This is a genomic window from Pseudomonas oryzihabitans (genome assembly GCF_032027545.1).
Taxonomy (GTDB): domain Bacteria; phylum Pseudomonadota; class Gammaproteobacteria; order Pseudomonadales; family Pseudomonadaceae; genus Chryseomonas; species Chryseomonas oryzihabitans_F.
This window is the reverse complement of the sequence record NZ_JAVSJB010000011.1, coordinates 126041-142989: the sequence shown is the minus strand read 5'-3', so window position 1 is coordinate 142989 and position 16949 is coordinate 126041. Positions and strand designations below refer to the sequence as shown.

The window sequence follows — 16949 nt, the reverse complement described above, 5'->3', positions numbered from 1 at the left end:
AGGAACAGGACAACAGGTTATTTCAATTTTATTGCGGAGCGTTGGCGCGGATCAGCTCGGCCATCTCCGCGATCGCCTGCTTGAAGCCGACGAAGACGGCATGGGCCACGATGGCATGACCGATGTTCAGCTCGTTGATGCCAGGCAGCGCCGCTATGGCCTGGACATTATGGTAATGCAGACCATGGCCGGCATTGACCACCAGCCCGAGGCCAGCCGCGAATTCCACGGCCTGGGCCAGGCGCTGCAACTCGTACGCCTGCTCTTTCGAATTCTCGGCTTCCGCGTAGCGACCGGTATGGAGTTCGATCACCGGAGCGCCACTGTCCTTGGCGGCCTGGATCTGCTGCAGATCGGGATCTATAAAGAGGGATACTTCAGACGCGGGCAGCGCGGCAATGGCGTCGCGAATACGCTGGACCTGGCCAAGCACGTCCAACCCACCTTCAGTGGTCAGTTCTTCCCGACGTTCGGGCACCAGGCAGACGTGCTGCGGACGGATCTCCCCGGCGAACGCCAGCATTTCCGGTGTCAGGGCCACTTCGAGATTCATGCGGGTCTGCAGGAGCTCACGCAGAAGACGTACATCCCGCTCCTGGATATGCCGGCGATCTTCGCGCAGGTGCAGCGTGATACCGTCCGCGCCAGCCTCCTCGGCATCCAGCGCTGCCTTGACCGGATCGGGATATCTCGTACCCCGGGCCTGGCGCAGGGTGGCGATATGATCGATGTTGACGCCCAACAGAACACGATGAAGCTCATTCATGGCTGGATTCACTTGGTTTGGCGAACAATTCGCGACTCATCAGGGGCTTGCTGCCCAGGTGTGGCGCCAGAGCCTGGCGCATCAGGCGCTTGGCCGCGCGGACTACGGTGGGATCGTCCCACTCGCCCCGTTCAAGCGCCAGGATTTCCGCACCGGCGAGACAGCCGGGGCGAACCTCCTCCACCGGATCGAAGCCCTGGTCCGGCACAAAGCGATAGAGACGCCGAGCCTCTATGTGCTGGCCATCCAAGGCATGGGTCAGGGAAAAACCGTATCCGAGCAGGTCGAGCAGGCGCCATTCGAAGGTGCGAAGCAGAGGCTCGACAGGACGCCCCTGGGCCAAGGCCGCCAAGGTCAAGCCATAGAGGTCGAACAACGCGGGATAGGGATCTTCGGCAGGCAGCAGGCGGACCAGCAGCTCATTGAGATAGAAGCCACTGAACAGCGCCTGTCCCTGGAGCAGATGAGGCGGCGCCAGGGCAGCCACCCTTTGCAGGTTCTTCAATTCCCCTCGCCCGCCGATCTGGGCTTCGAGGGGAATGAAGGGCCTGGCCAGGCTTCCGGAGCGGGAGCGGGCCGCGCGTAGAACCGTGCGGAGCCGGCCGAAGGCACCGAACACCTCGACCAGGGCACTGCTTTCGCGATAGGGACGTGAATGCAGGACGAACAGCGGTTCGGACGCCTGCGTCATCGCTAGAGGTCGGAGTAACCCAGGGACCGCAGGGCGCGCTCGTCATCGGACCAACCACCCTTGACCTTGACCCAGAGGTTGAGCATGACCTTGGCGTCGAACAGGGTTTCCATGTCCTGGCGGGCTTCCTGGCCGATCCGCTTGATGCGTTCACCCTTCTCGCCGATGAGGATCTTCTTCTGGCCGTCGCGCTCGACGAGGATCAGGCCGTGGATATGCAGCACCCCCTTCTCGTACTTGAACTCCTCGATTTCGACAGCTACCTGGTAGGGCAGCTCGGCGCCCAACTGACGCATGATCTTCTCGCGGATCAGTTCCGCGGCGAGAAAGCGACTGGATCTGTCGGTGATCTGGTCCTCGGGGAAGAAGTGCTCCCCTTCCGGCAGGCGCTCGGCGACCAGCTCTTCGAGCGCGTCGAGGTTGTGGCCGTGCTGGGCGGAAATCGGAATGAGCGTGGCCTCTGGCAACTGCTCCTGCAGCCATTGCAGGTGCGGCAGCATGTCGGCCTTGTCTTCCAGACGGTCCATCTTGTTGACGGCGAGCAGGACCGGGCACTTCACGAAGCGTACCCGCTCCAGCACCATCTGGTCTTCGTCGGTCCAGCGGGTGCGGTCGACCACGAAGACCACGACGTCCACATCGCGCAGGGCGGTGACGGCGGTCTTGTTCATGAAGCGGTTGAGCGCCTTCTGGTTTTCCTTGTGCAGGCCGGGGGTATCGACATAGATGGTCTGCACCTCACCCTCGGTCTTGATGCCGAGCATGTTGTGTCTCGTGGTCTGCGGCTTGCGTGAGGTGATGGCGAGCTTCTGACCCAGGATGTGGTTGAGCAGCGTGGACTTGCCGACGTTGGGACGACCGACGATGGCTACGTAGCCGCACCGCGATGCCTTGAGCTCATCATTCATGACCATTCTCCACGCCCAGGGCGATCAAGGCCGCCGAGGCGGCTATCTGTTCGGCGATACGGCGACTGGCGCCCTGCCCCGTCGTCTTCTCGCTGAGCATCGCGATTTCGCATTCGACGAAGAACACCCGGCAGTGGGGCTCGCCTTCGATGGCGACCACTTCGTAACGCGGCAGCTCGCAGGCCCGCGCCTGCAGGAACTCTTGCAGGCGCGTCTTGGGATCCTTGTTGGTATCGACCGGCGTCAGCTCGCGCAGTTGCGGGCCCAGCCAGGCCATGACCCGCTCCTTGGCCGCGTCCATGCCGGCGTCGAGGTAGATGCCGCCGATCAGGGCTTCCATGGCATCGGCGAGGATGGATTCACGGCGGAAGCCACCGCTCTTGAGTTCACCCGAGCCCAGGCGCAGGTAATCGCCCAGTTCGAAGCTGCGGGCCAGCAATGCCAGGGTCTCCCCCTTCACCAGCTTGGCCCGCAGACGGGACAACTGGCCTTCGCGGGCCTGGGGGAAGTGATCGTAGAGGGCTTCGCCGATGATGAAATTGAGGATGGCGTCACCGAGGAATTCCAGCCGCTCGTTGTTGCGACCGGCGAAACTGCGATGGGTAAGGGCGAGCAGCATCAGATCCGGGTCCTGGAAGGTATAACCCAGCCGACGCTCGAGGCGATCTAGAGATAAAGTCACGGGAGATTTATATGGAAATCACGGTTGAAACGAACGACCAGATCGATGTTGCGGATCAGGTGTTCACGTTCTTCGTAGTCGAGATGGACCAGCAGACGATTGCCGTCGACCTCGACGCGCATGGCCTTCTGCAGATCGAGATCACGGATGTCGTTCACCTGCATACCCTTCCCCACATAGCTGTAGACGTCGGACACGCTGCGAATCTGCTGGTCGTGGTTGTCGCCAATGGATTCGATGACCTTGCTCAGGGCATTGTAGTCCATGTAATGCGGGATGAGCTTGAAGGCGGTACTGGCGAGGAAGGCGATGATGCAGAGCGCCAGGAGACCGCCGAGGAACGACAGACCTTGCTGACGAGACGGACGACAGGGCGCACTGCGATTCATCATCGAATGATACCTACGCGGGACAGGGTGGGCATGCTCTGCAGCTTGGGTTCCGGCCAGCTCAGCCAGACGGCGAAGGCCTTGCCGACGATATTGCGGTCGGGAACCATGCCGAGCAAGTCACGCGGGATGTTGGGGTCGTCCCAGTAGCGGCTGTCGTTGGAGTTGTCGCGGTTGTCACCCATCATGAAGTAGTGGCCGGCGGGGACCTTCCACTCGTGATCGGGCTCCATGCGATAGCGGGTCATCTCTTCGCGGATCAGGTGCTCGGCCTTGCCGAGTTGCTCCTTGAACAGCTTGACGCTGCCCAGCGAACCGGGCTCGTCGCCTACCAGCTGTTCGCTGACGTGCTGGCCGTTGATGTACAGCTGCTTGTCGCTGGTGTAGCGGATGGTATCGCCCGGCACACCGACGACGCGTTTGATGTAGTTGACGCTGGGATCGCTGGGATAGCGGAACACCATGACGTCGCCGCGCTGGGGGTCGCCGACCGGGATGACCTTGAGGTCGATCACCGGCAGACGGATGCCGTAGGCGAACTTGTTCACCAGGATGAAGTCACCCACTTCCAGGGTCGGCTTCATGGAACCCGAAGGGATCTGGAAGGGTTCCACCAGGAAGGACCTTAGGATCAGCACGATGGCCAGGACCGGGAAGAAGGACTTGCCGTATTCGACCAGTGCCGGCTCCTTGTTCAGTTGCTCCAGCACGACCGGGTCCGGCTCGCTCACTTGCTGGCCGTAGGTCTGGATCGCCTTGCGCCGGCGCGGCGCCAGCACCAGCAGATCGATGAGCGCCAGCGCCCCACAGACGGCGACGGCAATTACCAGCAGCAGAGGGAAGTTCAAAGACATGGGCTTCAGCTATCCACCTTGAGCACGGCCAGGAAGGCCTCCTGAGGAATCTCGACGCTACCGACCTGTTTCATGCGTTTCTTACCCGCTTTCTGCTTTTCCAGCAGCTTGCGCTTACGGGAGACATCACCGCCATAGCACTTGGCCAGGACGTTCTTGCGCAACGCCTTGACCGTGGTCCGGGCGACGATCTGACCGCCGATGGCCGCCTGGATCGCCACGTCGAACATTTGCCGCGGGATCAGCTCCTTCATCTTCTCGGTCAGGGCGCGACCCTTGTAGTGCGCCTTGTCGCGATGGACGATCAGCGCCAGGGCGTCGACCTTCTCGCCGTTGATGAGGACGTCGAGCTTGACCAGGCTGGCGGCTTCGAAGCGATCGAAGCTGTAGTCCAGCGAGGCGTAGCCGCGGCTGACCGACTTCAGGCGGTCGAAGAAATCCAGGACAACTTCGTTCATCGGCAGGTCGTAGCTGACCTGCACCTGACTGCTGAGGAACTGCATGTCGCGCTGGACGCCACGCTTCTCGATGCACAGGGTGATGACGTTGCCCAGATGCTCCTGGGGCACCAGGATGTTGGCGCGCACGATGGGCTCGCGCATCTCGGCAACGGAAGCCAGGTCGGGCAGCTTGGACGGGTTGTCGACATAGATGATGCTGCCGTCCTTGAGCACCACCTCGAAGACCACGGTCGGCGCCGTGGTGATGAGGTCGAGATCGTATTCTCGTTCCAGCCGCTCCTGGATGATCTCCATGTGCAGCATGCCAAGGAAGCCGATGCGGAAACCGAAGCCGAGGGCCTCGGAGCTTTCCGGCTCGTATTGCAGGGCGGCGTCGTTGAGGGTGAGCTTCTGCAGGGCTTCGCGGAAATCCTCGAAGTCATCGGAGCTGACCGGGAACAGACCGGCATAGACCTGCGGCTTGACCCGCTGGAAGCCCGGCAGCATGGCGACGTCCGGGGTGGCGCTGAGGGTCAGGGTGTCACCGACCGGAGCACCGAGGATTTCCTTGATGCCGGCGATGATGAAGCCTACTTCGCCCGCCTTGAGGTCGACCGTTTCGGTGTGCTTGGGCGAGAAGACGCCGACGCTGTCGACCTGGTGGACCTTGCCGGTGGACTTGACCAGGATCTTGTCGCCCTTCCTGACCCGACCGTGCTTGACGCGCACCAGGGAGACGACGCCCAGGTAGTTGTCGAACCAGGAGTCGATGATCAGCGCCTGCAAGGGGGCGTCGATCTCGCCTTCGGGCGGCGGGATGACCTTGACCAGTTGCTCGAGCACCTCGGGCACGCCCATGCCGCTCTTGGCGCTGCAGGGCACGGCATCGGTGGCGTCGATGCCGATGATGTGTTCGATCTCGGCCTTGACCTTCTCCGGATCGGCCTGGGGCAGGTCCATCTTGTTCAGCACCGGCATGACCTCGAGCCCCTGCTCGATGGCGGTGTAGCAGTTGGCGACCGACTGGGCTTCCACGCCCTGCCCCGCATCCACCACCAGCAAGGCGCCTTCGCAAGCAGCCAGGGAGCGGCTGACTTCGTAGGTGAAGTCGACATGGCCGGGGGTGTCGATGAAGTTGAGCTGGTAGGTCTTACCGTCCTGAGCCTTGTAGTACAGCGTGACGCTGTGGGCCTTGATGGTGATGCCGCGCTCGCGCTCCAGATCCATGGAATCCAGAACCTGGGCCTCCATTTCCCGGTCGCTCAAACCACCACAGATCTGGATGAAGCGATCCGCAAGGGTCGACTTGCCGTGATCGATGTGGGCGATGATGGAGAAATTGCGGATATGGCTCAGATCACTCACGAATCAGCACTCGAATAGCCAGCAGCGGAACATCCGCCGGGAAAATAGCGGGGAAGTTTACCTGAATGCGGCAAACAAGGGGACTCACGCCGTTCGAGCGGACAAAAAGAAGGGGCGGTCGCCCGCCCCTCGCCTGATCCCTGCCGTTACTTGCCCGGCAGCTTGAAGGTGATGAAGCTGGCGCGACCGTCGCGCACCACGCGCATCGAGATGGGGCGACTGGCCGGCAGCGCCGAGGTGATCTTCTCGAAGGCGCTGGCCGATTCGATGGGCTGGTTGTTCAGGTGGGTGATGACATCGCCCGGGCGCAGACCGATGGCCGCGGCGGGACCGTCGCCACTGAGCTTGTTGATCACCACGCCGCCCTGGATATCCAGGGTCTTCTTCTGTTCGGCGGTCAGGTTGGCCACGGCGATGCCCAGGCGATTGCTCGCCCGATCGGAGCCACGCTCGCCACCGGAGGCCAGGTCGTCGTCCTTGGGCATGTCGCCCACGGTAACGCTGATGGTCTGCCGCTTGCCTTCCCGGATGATTTCCATGTCGGCCTTGGCACCTGGCTTGAGATTGCCGATCAGGTGCGGCAGGTCGGCGGATTCCTCGATCTTCTGGCCATTGACCGAGAGGATGACGTCGCCCACCTTGATGCCGCTCTTGGCAGCCGGACCATCGTCCAGGGTCTGGGCCACGAGGGCGCCGGCCGGACGCTCAAGACCGAAGGACTCGGCGAGGTCCTTGTCGACTTCCTGGATGACCACGCCCAGCCAGCCACGGCTGACCTTGCCATCGGCGCGCAGTTGGTTGGCCACGTTCATGGCGACGTCGATCGGGATGGCGAAGGACAGGCCCATGAAGCCGCCCGAACGGGTGAAGATCTGCGAGTTGATCCCCACGACCTCACCCTTCAGGTTGAACAGGGGGCCGCCGGAATTGCCCGGGTTGATGGCGACGTCGGTCTGGATGAAGGGGACGTAGCTCTCGTTGGGCAGGCTGCGGCCCTTGGCGCTGACGATACCGGCAGTCACCGAGTGGTCGAAACCGAAGGGCGAGCCAATGGCCAGCACCCATTCGCCCACTTTCAACTGGTCGGAATTGCCCAGCTTGAGGGTGGGCAGGTCCTTGGCTTCGATCTTGAGCAGGGCGACGTCGGTGCGCGGATCGGCACCGATCAGCTTGGCGGTGTGGTCGCTGCGATCGGAGAGACGCACGATGATCTCGTCGGCATCGGCGACCACGTGATTGTTAGTGAGGATGTAGCCGTCGGGCGAGATGATGAAGCCCGAGCCCAGCGACTGGGCCTGTTCCTGCTTGCCACGCGGGCTGCGCGGCATCTGCGGAATGCTGCGCTCGAAGAATTCACGGATGCCGGGCGGCAGGCCATCCAGATCCGGCATGCCCATGGCATTGGCGCCACGGCCTTCCGGGATCTTCTGGCGAGTACTGATATTGACCACCGCAGGGGATGCCGCCTCGACCAAGCCGGTGAAGTCCGGCAAATCGGCCCGAGCCATGGCCGCCATTCCCATCAGCCAAAGCCCCATCAGGGCAGCCGTATAACGCTTGAGGTTACGCATGCGCGTGCAGCTCCACTCTATCCAATGACTTGAACGCATCGTTGGCGACTGCCGTCCCCCAATGGGGCTAGCGCAGTCAATGATGACTGGCAGCAGAAATACCACGCCCTTGCTGAACGATAGCTTTCGAAGCATTTTCCCAGGTCGCTGAAAGACGCCGGGCATAAAAAACGGCGACCGGACAAGGCCCGGTCGCCGTTTCGAGGCGAAGCCAGCGGATCAACGCTGGGCAGGGGTTTCCTGCTTGTCACCGACGGCAGGCTGGTCAGCCTTGCTGTCGACGTTCGCCTTGGTGCTTTCCTCGCTGAAGCTGGCCAGCACGGCCGGACTGCGGGCAGGCTGCGGCACGCTCAGCTGGCTCGGGGACTGCTGAGCCAGACCCTGGGTAGACACATCGGACTGGTTGTACATCCGCACCCCTGCCAGCACGGCGAAGGTGACGGAGGCGGCGACCGCGACGCGACCGATACCCGACCAGCGACGGCTGGCGACCGGCGCGGTAGCAGGAGCTGCCGGTGCGCCGGCCACATCGTCGCGCTCAAGGGTGCTGGTAACACCACGGGCGATGTCCAGGTTGGGCATCATCGGCTCGCCACGAATGACGGCGCTGACCATGGCATAGCGCGACCAGGTGGCGCGCAGTTCCGGGTCCTTGCTGACCTCGGCGAGTACGCGCCGGGTTTCGAATTCGTCCGCTTCGTTATCCATCACAGCGGACAGGGATTCCAGCAGGGCTTCACGACTCATACGTATTACCTCTCTAAAAGCTGTCGCCGCTGTCTATGCATCACGCAGCAGGGGCTGCAGTGCCTTGTCTATCGCTTCCCGAGCCCGGAAAATCCGAGAGCGGACCGTTCCCACTGGACATTGCATGACATTGGCAATGTCCTCGTAGCTGAGGCCTTCGAACTCACGAAGGGTCAGCGCCGTGCGCAGATCTTCTGGGAGCTGCTGGATGGTACGGTGCACGGTGGCCTCGATTTCATCCCGTAGAAGAGACCGCTCTGGGGACTCGATATCCTTTAGAGCGTGGTCGCCTTCATAAAATTCCGCATCTTCGGCGCTGACGTCGCTGTCCGGTGGACGACGACCCCGGGCAACCAGATGGTTCTTCGCCGTGTTGATGGCGATGCGATAGAGCCATGTGTAGAAAGCACTGTCCCCACGGAAGTTCCCGAGTGCCCGATAGGCCTTGATGAAAGCCTCCTGAGCGACGTCCTGGGCTTCCTGGGTGTCATGCACGAAACGCACGATCAGACCGAGGATCTTGTGCTGGTACTTGAGCACCAGCAGATCGAAAGCACGCTTGTCACCACGTTGCACACGCTCGACGAGCTGTTGATCCTGCTCCTGCGTCGGCAGGGCCGGCTTGCTGTCCTTGGCTTGCAGCTCGGTATCGTCCTTGCTTTCACTCTCGACGCGCGCTGCTAGACTGGGCTGTTGCACGAAAGTTCTCCCCTCCACAGCAGTTGATGAGCGAGCATTCAATGGCTGCTGATCGCTCCTGGGTGTTGCTAATTAGCTTTGGCAGACGTCCCACCTTTCGTCCAGGCATTCCAGCCACACGGATGGGCAATTATCTGTACATAGACCCGGCTCGGTACCGATGAGTTCCCTGAACGCGCCCGGCGGGTGGCTATGCCGTCGGCCACCTTGTTCCTATACTCGCCGATCCGGCGAGAAGGAAACGACATGGCGCGTCACCTGGAATTCGATGTTCTGGTAATCGGCAGTGGCGCGGCAGGCCTCACGCTCGCCCTCAATCTTCCGGCGACGCTCTCGGTCGCGGTGCTGAGCAAGGGCGAGCTGGCCCACGGTTCGACCTACTGGGCCCAGGGCGGCGTCGCCGCCGTGCTGGACGAGGGCGACACCGTCGAGGCGCACGTGCAGGATACCCTAATCGCGGGTGCCGGGCTGTGCGACGAGGACGCCGTGCGCTTCACCGTCGAGCACAGCCGCGAGGCCATGCAGTGGCTGATCGACCAGGGCGTGCCCTTCACTCGCGAACCGGCCGAGGGCAAGGGCGGCCTGGGCTTCCACCTGACCCGCGAGGGGGGCCACAGCCATCGGCGGATCATCCACGCCGCGGACGCCACCGGCATGGCGATCTTCGACACCCTGCTGCGCACCGCCGAAGGCCGGCCCAACATCCAGCTACTGAGCCAGCGGGTGGCAGTGGACCTGATCACCACGGAGAAGCTCGGTCGACCGGGCCAGCGCTGCCTGGGCGCCTATGTGCTGGATCGGACCAGTGGCGCGGTGGACACCCTGCACGCCCGCTTCACCGTGCTGGCCACCGGTGGTGCCAGCAAGGCGTACCTCTATAGCACCAACCAGGACAGCGCCAGCGGCGACGGCATCGCCATGGCCTGGCGCGCGGGTTGCTCGGTGGCGAACCTGGAGTTCAACCAGTTCCACCCCACCTGTCTCTATCACCCCCATGCGCGCAGCTTCCTGATCACCGAGGCCTTGCGCGGGGAAGGCGCCGTGCTGCGGCTGCCGGATGGCGAGCGCTTCATGCCGCGCTTCGACGAGCGCGCCGACCTGGCGCCGCGGGACGTGGTGGCACGCGCCATCGACCACGAGATGAAGCGCCTGGGCGTCGACTGCGTATTCCTCGACATCAGCCACAAGCCGGCGGACTTCATCCAGGAACACTTCCCTACCGTCTATCGCCGCTGCCTGGAGCTGGGCATCGACATCACGCGCGACCCCATTCCAGTAGTGCCGGCAGCGCACTACACCTGTGGCGGCGTGCAGGTCGATGCGCACGGGCGGACGGAACTCGCCGGCCTCTATGCCATCGGCGAGACCAGTTGCACCGGCCTGCACGGTGCCAATCGCATGGCCAGCAACTCGTTGCTGGAATGCTTCGTCTATGCCCGCTCGGCGGCGCTGGACATCCAGGCGCAGCAGACGCAGGTGGCCATGCCGCGCGAGCTGCCGGACTGGGACGCCAGCCAGGTGACGGATTCCGACGAGGACGTGGTGATCGCCCATAACTGGGACGAGTTGCGGCGCTTCATGTGGGACTACGTTGGCATCGTCCGGACCACCAAGCGCCTGCTCCGCGCCCGGCATCGCATCCGCTTGCTGATGGACGAGATCGACGAGTTCTACAGCAACTACAAGGTCAGCCGCGACCTGATCGAACTGCGCAACCTGGCGCAGGTGGCGGAGCTGATCATCGAGAGCGCCCTCGCCCGCAAGGAAAGCCGCGGCCTGCACTTCACCCTGGATTATCCGCAGACCGATAGCTGTGCCCGGGACACTATCCTGGCACCACGAAGCGGCGAGGCGCGAAGCGAAGCCTGACGCGCAGGCGCCGATGGGCGGCGGCGGACAGGCTGTCCCGGGCGAGACACAGGCTGCGCGTACGGCGTTCGCCGGGGAACCGATAGCGCAGGACGATGAGCCACGGCAACGCCAGGCTATCCGGCCGCAGCTGGACAGCCTGCCAGCCAGCGGCCGGAGACCAGAGCTGCCAACCTTCAGCATCGTGGCGCAGGCGGCGGGGTACCTGGGGATACTGCTGCTGGAGTTGTCGATAGCGCACGCGGTGCCCTGACCAGAGCACGAGCAGCGTCAGCAGGAGCTTGAGCGTCCAGGGGATGGCGGCGAGCCAGAGGCCGGCGACGCCAGCGATCGTTATCGCGGCGTGCAGCCGCAGGAGCGTCGGCGAGGCGCTCCAGCTGCATTCGAGGGGTTCAAGCCGGCTGGACACGGTCCAGGATCATGCGCACGATGATCTTCAGGTCGGCATCTTCGGGTTCGCCGCGCTGCATGAACCAGTGGAACATGTCCTGATCCTCGCATTCGAGCAGCTTGCGATAGCGCGCGCGGTCCTCTTCGTCGAGCGACGAGTAGACCTCCTGGACGAAGGGCACCAGCAGCACATCCAGTTCGAGCATGCCGCGACGGCTATGCCAGTACAATCTCTTGAGTTCGGTAGCTTCGGTACTCATGGGGACTCCTGCGACAATCGGCGCAGTATAAGCCCGAAGCGCTTCGCCGCGCAGTGCGCCTGACATTCCCCCCGGCGGAGCCTATGATGAGCGGCTTCACACGACAGGGAGCTTCCGCCGCAATGGCCGACTCGCCGTATTTCTGCCGCTTGACCCACGAAGGCGTCCTCGCCATCCGCGGGGTCGACGCGACCAAGTTCCTGCAGGGCCAACTGACCTGCAACCTCAACTACCTCGGTGACGACCATGCCGGCCTGGGCGGCCGCTGCACGCCCAAGGGGCGGCTGGTCTCCAGCTTTCGCATCGTCAAGCAACCCGATGGCTATCTGCTGGCGATGGCGCAGGAACTGGTCGAGCCGCTGCTGACCGATCTGAAGAAATATGCGGTGTTCTCCAAGTCGACGCTCGCGGACGAAAGCGCCCAATGGCAACGCCTGGGCCTCGACGCCGCAGGCTTCGCCGCCAGCTGGCCCGAAGCCGAGCTGGACGAGACGGCCAACAGCGTCGCGCCGGTGGCCGGCGGCTTCGCCATCCGCCTGGAGGATGGCCGGGTCGAGGCCTGGCTGGCCGCGGATGCCACACTGCCGGCACTGCCGGAGGTCGCCTTGGATACATGGTTGCTGGCACAGGTGCGCGCCGGGGTGGGCCAGGTGTTCGGCGCTACCCGCGAGCTGTTCGTACCCCAGATGATCAACCTGCAGGCCCTGGATGGCGTGAGCTTCCGCAAGGGTTGCTACACCGGCCAGGAAATCGTCGCCCGCATGCAGTACCTGGGCAAGCTCAAGCGGCGCCTCTATCGCCTGGCCAGCAGCGACACGCCCCCGGCCGTGGGTACGGAGTTGTTCTCGCCGGTGCACGGCAGCAGCGTCGGCGAGGTGGTACTCGCTGCCCCCGCCACGGGCGGCTGCGAGTTCCTGGCGGTACTCCAGGCGGATGCCGTGGCGGACGGCCGTATTACCGTCGGCAGCTCGGACGGGCCAAACTGCCGTTTACTCGATTTGCCCTACTCACTCGATAGCGATCGTGAAATAACGCGCTGAAAGGTTGGGATCGCCTTCCGCGCCACTCCATACAGGTACGTCATGACTCCTCTTGCTGAAAAAGTTGTCCAGGACCTTCTGCACGCGATCGATACCGACCGCGTAGTGTTGCCCACGCTTCCCGAGGTGGCGCTGAAGGTGAGAGAGGCGGCCGAAGACCCCAACGTGGGCGTCGCCGAGCTGAGCCGGGTGATCGCCATGGACGCCGCCTTGACCGCGCGCCTGATCAAGGTGGTCAACAGCCCGCTGCTGCGTACCAGCAAGGAAATCACCGACCTGCAGATGGCCGTGGGCCGGCTGGGCATCAACTACACGGCCAACCTGGCTACGGGCCTGGCGATGCAGCAGATGTTCCAGGCCACCAGCGATGCCGTGGACCGCAAGATGCGCGAGGTCTGGAGCCAGGGCACCGAGATCGCCGCCATCAGTCATGCGCTGTGCAAGAAGTACACGCGGCTGATGGCCGATCGCGCCCTGCTGGCCGGCCTGGTGCATCAGATCGGCGTGCTGCCGATCCTGACCTACGCCGAGGAAGAGGAAGGCCTGCTGGCCAATGCCATCACCCTCGACCAGATCACGGCATTGATCCATCCGCAGATCGGCGAACGCATTCTCAAGGTCTGGGACTTCCCGGCCGACATCGCCTGCGTGCCCCGCGAGTACCTGGCGCTGCAGCGCCAGCCAGCGGCGGCCGACTATGCCGACATCGTGCAGGTCGCCACCCAGCTGCAGGCGGCACGCCAGGGGCAGACGGTGGAGGTGCTGGCGCTGCCGGCGGCCAAGCGCCTGGGCCTGCACAACCAGCCGGACCTCGAGAAGGATCCGACCTTCTGGGACGCCGTGGAGCAGTCGCGCAGCCTGCTCGGCTGATCAGCCGTCTTCCGCGGGAAACTCCACCCGCACCCGCAAGCCACCGAGGGCGCCATCCAGCAACTGGATACGCGCCCGATGGGCCGCGCAGATCTCGCCGACGATGGCGAGGCCCAGCCCGGCGCCCCCGGACTGGGGGTCGAGCCGCTGGAAGCGCTCGAAGACCTTGGCCCGGGCGTTGGCCGGAATGCCGGGACCGTCGTCCTCCACCTCCAGGACCGCCGGCGCCAGCACGCGCAGCACGATATTGCCACCTGGCTGGCTATGGGCCAGAGCATTCTCCACCAGGTTGCAGAGCAACTCGTTGAGCAGCGTGGGCTCGCCGATCACCGTGCCCTTGGCGAAGGGTTCGAAGGCCAGGGCGACGCCCTTGGCATGGGCCAGGGGTGCCAGTGCCATGGCCAGCTCCCGTGCCAGCTCGCTGAGTTCCAGGCGCTCGGCACCACCTTCGGCGATGGCCTGGGCGCCGCTTTCGATACGTGCCAGGGACAGTAGCTGATTGGCCAGCCGCGCCAGGCGATCGGTGCTGGCCCGGGTTTCTTCCAAGGTGGCGTACCAGGCCTGGGGCTCGCGTTCACGCAGACCTAGTTCGACCCGGGCCTTGATCGCCGCCAGCGGGGTACGCAATTCATGGGCGGCATTGGCGATGAAGTCGGCCTGGCGTTCGAACAGGCGGCGCAATCTCAGGGTGAAGCCTTCCAGGGCGTGCACCAGGGGCAACAGCTCCTGGGGCGCGCGCACCTCGGGTAGCGGCCGCAGGTCATCGACGCCCCGCTCCTCCACCGCCTGACGCAGGCGTTCCAGGGGACGCAGGGCAGCCCCGACCGCCATCCACACCAGCAGAATGGCGCCCAGCCCCATCAGGCCCAGGCGAATCAGGGTGTCGGTGAGCAGGCTGCGGGCCACTTCCTCGCGGGCTTCGGCGGTTTCGGCGACACGAATCTCGGCCATGCCGGTGAGGTCCGGCTCGCTGACGGGCTGGGCCAGGCTGACCACCCGGACGTCCTTGCCGCGGTAGGTGGCGTTGTAGAAACGCGCCAGGGCGGGATAGTCGCGGGTCAGCGGGGCGTCCGCGGGTGGCGGCGGGATCTCCTCGTAGCCGGAGATCAAGCGGCCGCGGGTGTCCAGCACCTGGTAGAAGATGCGGCCGACGTTGTCGTAGGCAAAGTTGTCCAGGGCGATGTAGGGCACGTCGGCGCGCAGGGTGCCATTGCTGGCCGACAGGCCCGCGGCGATGGTTCGAGCCGAGGCCAGGAGGGTCCGATCATAGGCGACGTCGGCCAGGCGCCGGCCGTTAAGATAGGCGGCCAGGCTGCTGATCGCCAGGATCACCGCCAGCAGCACCACCAGCCGCAGCAGCAGTCGACCGCGCAGACTGCCGGCCGCCTTCGCCACCTCAGCCATGCTGTTCTTCCAGCAGATAACCCAGGCCGCGGAAGGTGACGATGCGCACGGCGCCGGCTTCCAGCTTCTTGCGCAGGCGATGCACATAGATCTCGATGGCCTCGGGACTGGCCTCTTCGTCCAGGCCGAAGACCTGGGCCGCCAGTTGCTCCTTGCTCATGACCCGACCGGGCCGGGCGATGAGCGCAGCGAGCACGGCGTGCTCCCGGGAGGTGAGCGGCAAGGCCTCCTCGCCCAAAGTGAAGCGCGAGGTATTGAGATCGTAGACCAGCGGTCCGCAGCGCTGCTGACGATCGCCTCCCAGCACACTGCGGCGCAGCAGCGCCTTGACCCGGGCTTCCAGCTCGGTGAGTTCGAAAGGCTTGGCCAGGTAGTCGTCGGCGCCCAGGTTGAGGCCCTGGACACGATCCTTCACTTCGCCACGAGCGGTGAGCATCAGCACCGGCAGGCGATCGCCGCGCTCGCGTAGACGCGCCAGCACCTCGAAGCCATCCAGCCGCGGCAGGCCGACATCAAGGATGGCCAGGGCGTAGCTTTCGCTCTGCAGTGCCAGATCGGCCGCGACGCCGTCGGTGAGCAGGTCGAGGTTGAGGCCGGCGTTCTTGAGCGCCTGGGCGACGCTCTCGGCCAGGGGCGGATGATCTTCGACCAGAAGGATGCGCACGGTTAAAGCTCCCGCCCAAGAGGTTGAAAAGTCGGAGTTTACCGGGATACGCGTCGGCTGACTTCCCGCCCCGGCCGGGCGATCGACGCCCGTCAGGACTGAAAGGCTGTTGAAAGTTTAGTGGTCTAGAGTGAAAGGTAGCGGTCCTAGAACCGCGCGATGCTTGCCCAAGCGCCACCCCTGGTTGGCCAACAACAATAACAAGCGGAACGACATCCATGCTCGCCCTCGCGCAGCTCCACGTGCTCCCGTATTCCCTCTCCGAACGATCGCCGCCCCGGCGAGCCTGAGCCGTGTCCGCCTGTCAGCTTCTGAAATAACAACAAAAGGAAGACGTCGATGAGCACCACCTTGCGCAACCTCACCCTGACCCTGGCCGCCTCCGTGCTGCTGTCCGCCCAGGCCATGGCCGAACCCAAGCGCCCCGAATGCATTGCCCCGGCGTCCCCTGGCGGCGGTTTCGACCTGACCTGCAAGCTGGCGCAGAGCGGCCTGGTGGAAGCCAAGCTGCTGGACAAGCCGATGCGGGTGACCTACATGCCCGGCGGCGTGGGCGCGGTGGCCTACAACACCGTGGTGGCCCAGCGGCCGGCCGATGGCGACACCATCGTCGCCTTCTCCAGTGGCTCGCTGCTGAACCTGGCCCAGGGCAAGTTCGGTCGCTTCGACGAGAAGGCCGTGCGCTGGCTGGCAGCGGTGGGTGCCAGCTACGGCGCCATCGCGGTCAAGGCCGATTCACCCTACAAGACCCTGGGTGACCTGGTCGAGGCGTTGAAGAAGGATCCGAGCAAGGTGGTGATCGGCTCCGGCGGTACCGTGGGCAGCCAGGATTGGATGCAGACGGCGCTGATCGCCAAGGCTGCCGGCATCAATCCAAAGGAGCTGCGCTACGTGGCCCTGGAAGGCGGCGGCGAGATCGCCACTGCGCTGCTGGGCGGTCACATCCAGGTGGGCAGCACCGATATCTCCGACTCCATGCCCCATGTCGAGGCCGGCAACATGCGCCTCCTGGCGGTCTTCGCCGAACAGCGTTTCGACGAACCGGCGATGAAAGACATCCCCACCGCCCGCGAGCAGGGCTACGACATCGTCTGGCCGGTGGTCCGCGGCTTCTACGTCGGCCCGAAGGTGACCGACGAGCAGTACAACTGGTGGAAAGCCAGCTTCGACAAGCTGCTGGCTTCCGAGGACTTCGCCAAGCTGCGTGACCAGCGCGAGCTCTTCCCCTTCGCCATGACCGGTGCCGAACTGGATGCCTATGTGCAGAAGGAAGTCGCCCGCTACCGCAGCATGGCCAAGGAATTCGGCCTGATCCAGTAACGCGCCCTGCCGCTCCGGCG

The 16949-nt window shown here is 64.3% G+C and carries 18 protein-coding genes; 4 read left to right on the top strand and 14 right to left on the bottom strand.

All coding sequences use genetic code 11. From position 1 onward, the window contains the following. Positions 1–28 precede the first annotated feature (28 nt). The 10 genes from pdxJ to rpoE all read right to left on the bottom strand — a co-directional run bounded on the left by pdxJ (position 29) and on the right by rpoE (position 9028). On the bottom strand, positions 29–766 hold the full coding sequence (pdxJ, locus tag RND78_RS18550) for a pyridoxine 5'-phosphate synthase (RefSeq protein WP_312731056.1): 738 nt from the start codon (positions 764–766) through the stop codon (positions 29–31). Continuing rightward, entirely contained in the window at positions 759–1457 is a 699-nt protein-coding gene (gene recO / locus RND78_RS18545) for a DNA repair protein RecO (RefSeq protein WP_312731053.1), read from the bottom strand. The genes pdxJ and recO overlap by 8 nt, the downstream gene beginning before the upstream one ends. 2 nt (positions 1458–1459) lie before the next feature. Beyond that, entirely contained in the window at positions 1460–2365 is a 906-nt protein-coding gene (gene era, locus RND78_RS18540; RefSeq protein WP_312731050.1) for a GTPase Era, read from the bottom strand. Beyond that, on the bottom strand, positions 2358–3047 hold the full coding sequence (rnc, locus tag RND78_RS18535; RefSeq protein WP_312731048.1) for a ribonuclease III: 690 nt from the start codon (positions 3045–3047) through the stop codon (positions 2358–2360). Before rnc ends, era begins: the two co-directional genes overlap by 8 nt. Beyond that, entirely contained in the window at positions 3044–3439 is a 396-nt protein-coding gene (locus RND78_RS18530) for a DUF4845 domain-containing protein (protein WP_312731046.1), read from the bottom strand. The genes rnc and RND78_RS18530 overlap by 4 nt, the downstream gene beginning before the upstream one ends. Beyond that, positions 3436–4290 carry a signal peptidase I gene (lepB, locus tag RND78_RS18525; protein WP_295515335.1) on the bottom strand — a complete coding sequence of 285 codons (855 nt, stop codon included), beginning with the start codon at positions 4288–4290 and terminating at the stop codon, positions 3436–3438. The genes RND78_RS18530 and lepB overlap by 4 nt, the downstream gene beginning before the upstream one ends. Before the next feature lie 5 nt (positions 4291–4295). Beyond that, positions 4296–6095, bottom strand: coding sequence for a translation elongation factor 4 (gene lepA, locus RND78_RS18520; RefSeq protein WP_312731039.1), 1800 nt, complete (start codon positions 6093–6095; stop codon positions 4296–4298). A 146-nt stretch (positions 6096–6241) separates the two neighbouring features. Then, entirely contained in the window at positions 6242–7666 is a 1425-nt protein-coding gene (locus tag RND78_RS18515; protein WP_312731038.1) for a DegQ family serine endoprotease, read from the bottom strand. A gap of 219 nt (positions 7667–7885) precedes the next feature. Further along, entirely contained in the window at positions 7886–8413 is a 528-nt protein-coding gene (locus tag RND78_RS18510; protein WP_312731037.1) for an RseA family anti-sigma factor, read from the bottom strand. A gap of 33 nt (positions 8414–8446) precedes the next feature. Next, positions 8447–9028 (bottom strand): RNA polymerase sigma factor RpoE, encoded by a 582-nt coding sequence (rpoE, locus tag RND78_RS18505; RefSeq protein ID WP_026083736.1) that lies wholly within the window; start codon positions 9026–9028, stop codon positions 8447–8449. Between the two features lie 330 nt (positions 9029–9358). Between rpoE and nadB the strand changes: the two genes are divergently transcribed. Next, the gene (nadB, locus tag RND78_RS18500) at positions 9359–10981 is read left to right on the top strand and encodes an L-aspartate oxidase (protein WP_312731036.1); all 1623 of its coding nucleotides are present in this window, start codon (positions 9359–9361) and stop codon (positions 10979–10981) included. On the opposite strand, the gene RND78_RS18495 is transcribed toward nadB, so the two are convergent. After that, positions 10938–11390: a protein YgfX gene (locus tag RND78_RS18495; protein ID WP_312731035.1), complete on the bottom strand. Its 453-nt coding sequence runs from the start codon at positions 11388–11390 to the stop codon at positions 10938–10940. The genes nadB and RND78_RS18495 overlap by 44 nt on opposite strands. Beyond that, positions 11374–11631 carry a succinate dehydrogenase assembly factor 2 gene (locus RND78_RS18490; RefSeq protein ID WP_312731033.1) on the bottom strand — a complete coding sequence of 86 codons (258 nt, stop codon included), beginning with the start codon at positions 11629–11631 and terminating at the stop codon, positions 11374–11376. The genes RND78_RS18495 and RND78_RS18490 overlap by 17 nt, the downstream gene beginning before the upstream one ends. A gap of 122 nt (positions 11632–11753) precedes the next feature. Here RND78_RS18490 and RND78_RS18485 point away from each other — a divergent pair, with 122 nt between their 5' ends. Together RND78_RS18485 and RND78_RS18480 are read left to right on the top strand one after the other, a co-directional pair. Then, positions 11754–12671, top strand: a complete 918-nt coding sequence (locus RND78_RS18485) for a folate-binding protein YgfZ (protein WP_312731031.1) — start codon at positions 11754–11756, stop codon at positions 12669–12671. Positions 12672–12713: 42 nt separating this feature from the next. Next, a complete protein-coding gene (locus tag RND78_RS18480) occupies positions 12714–13541 on the top strand; it encodes an HDOD domain-containing protein (protein WP_312731029.1) in 828 nt (275 codons plus the stop codon). On the opposite strand, the gene RND78_RS18475 is transcribed toward RND78_RS18480, so the two are convergent. Next, the gene (locus RND78_RS18475; RefSeq protein WP_312731028.1) at positions 13542–14945 is read right to left on the bottom strand and encodes a sensor histidine kinase; all 1404 of its coding nucleotides are present in this window, start codon (positions 14943–14945) and stop codon (positions 13542–13544) included. After that, a complete protein-coding gene (locus tag RND78_RS18470) occupies positions 14938–15609 on the bottom strand; it encodes a response regulator (RefSeq protein ID WP_312731027.1) in 672 nt (223 codons plus the stop codon). The genes RND78_RS18475 and RND78_RS18470 overlap by 8 nt, the downstream gene beginning before the upstream one ends. Positions 15610–15948: 339 nt before the next feature. On the opposite strand from RND78_RS18470, the gene RND78_RS18465 reads away from it, so the two are divergent. Then, positions 15949–16929, top strand: coding sequence for a tripartite tricarboxylate transporter substrate binding protein (locus RND78_RS18465; RefSeq protein WP_312731026.1), 981 nt, complete (start codon positions 15949–15951; stop codon positions 16927–16929). Positions 16930–16949 lie beyond the last annotated feature (20 nt).

Excerpts from the sequence above, each read along its gene's own strand:
- pdxJ (WP_312731056.1), bottom strand. The coding sequence starts at position 766 with ATGAATGAGCTTCATCGTGTTCTGTTGGGCGTCAACATCGATCATATC.
- recO (WP_312731053.1), bottom strand. The coding sequence starts at position 1,457 with ATGACGCAGGCGTCCGAACCGCTGTTCGTCCTGCATTCACGTCCCTAT.
- era (WP_312731050.1), bottom strand. The coding sequence starts at position 2,365 with ATGAATGATGAGCTCAAGGCATCGCGGTGCGGCTACGTAGCCATCGTC.
- RND78_RS18530 (WP_312731046.1), bottom strand. The coding sequence starts at position 3,439 with ATGATGAATCGCAGTGCGCCCTGTCGTCCGTCTCGTCAGCAAGGTCTG.
- lepB (WP_295515335.1), bottom strand. The coding sequence starts at position 4,290 with ATGTCTTTGAACTTCCCTCTGCTGCTGGTAATTGCCGTCGCCGTCTGT.
- RND78_RS18515 (WP_312731038.1), bottom strand. The coding sequence starts at position 7,666 with ATGCGTAACCTCAAGCGTTATACGGCTGCCCTGATGGGGCTTTGGCTG.
- RND78_RS18510 (WP_312731037.1), bottom strand. The coding sequence starts at position 8,413 with ATGAGTCGTGAAGCCCTGCTGGAATCCCTGTCCGCTGTGATGGATAAC.
- nadB (WP_312731036.1), top strand. The coding sequence starts at position 9,359 with ATGGCGCGTCACCTGGAATTCGATGTTCTGGTAATCGGCAGTGGCGCG.
- RND78_RS18490 (WP_312731033.1), bottom strand. The coding sequence starts at position 11,631 with ATGAGTACCGAAGCTACCGAACTCAAGAGATTGTACTGGCATAGCCGT.
- RND78_RS18485 (WP_312731031.1), top strand. The coding sequence starts at position 11,754 with ATGGCCGACTCGCCGTATTTCTGCCGCTTGACCCACGAAGGCGTCCTC.
- RND78_RS18480 (WP_312731029.1), top strand. The coding sequence starts at position 12,714 with ATGACTCCTCTTGCTGAAAAAGTTGTCCAGGACCTTCTGCACGCGATC.
- RND78_RS18475 (WP_312731028.1), bottom strand. The coding sequence starts at position 14,945 with ATGGCTGAGGTGGCGAAGGCGGCCGGCAGTCTGCGCGGTCGACTGCTG.
- RND78_RS18465 (WP_312731026.1), top strand. The coding sequence starts at position 15,949 with ATGAGCACCACCTTGCGCAACCTCACCCTGACCCTGGCCGCCTCCGTG.